Genomic DNA, 465 nt, shown 5'->3' on the forward strand with positions numbered 1-465 from the left:
CTACGGGGGCAGCAGTGGGGAATATTGGACAATGGGCGCAAGCCTGATCCAGCCATGCCGCGTGTGTGAAGAAGGCCTTCGGGTTGTAAAGCACTTTCAGCGAGGAGGAAGGGGTGAGTGTTAATAGTACTCATCTTTGACGTTACTCGCAGAAGAAGCACCGGCTAACTCTGTGCCAGCAGCCGCGGTAATACAGAGGGTGCAAGCGTTAATCGGAATTACTGGGCGTAAAGCGCACGTAGGCGGTTTCTTAAGTCAGATGTGAAAGCCCCGGGCTCAACCTGGGAATTGCATTTGAAACTGGGAAACTAGAGTGTGTGAGAGGGGGGTAGAATTCCAAGTGTAGCGGTGAAATGCGTAGAGATTTGGAGGAATACCAGTGGCGAAGGCGGCCCCCTGGCACAACACTGACGCTCAGGTGCGAAAGCGTGGGGAGCAAACAGGATTAGATACCCCCGTAGTCCA

General features: G+C 53.8%; 1 rRNA gene. It reads left to right on the forward strand.

From position 1 onward, the window contains the following. Positions 1 to 465 (forward strand): 16S ribosomal RNA (locus OO306_RS28160); the annotation flags it as partial.

This window comes from Pseudomonas sp. DCB_AW, assembly GCF_026240895.1.
In the GTDB taxonomy this organism is placed as follows: domain Bacteria; phylum Pseudomonadota; class Gammaproteobacteria; order Pseudomonadales; family Pseudomonadaceae; genus Aquipseudomonas; species Aquipseudomonas kermanshahensis.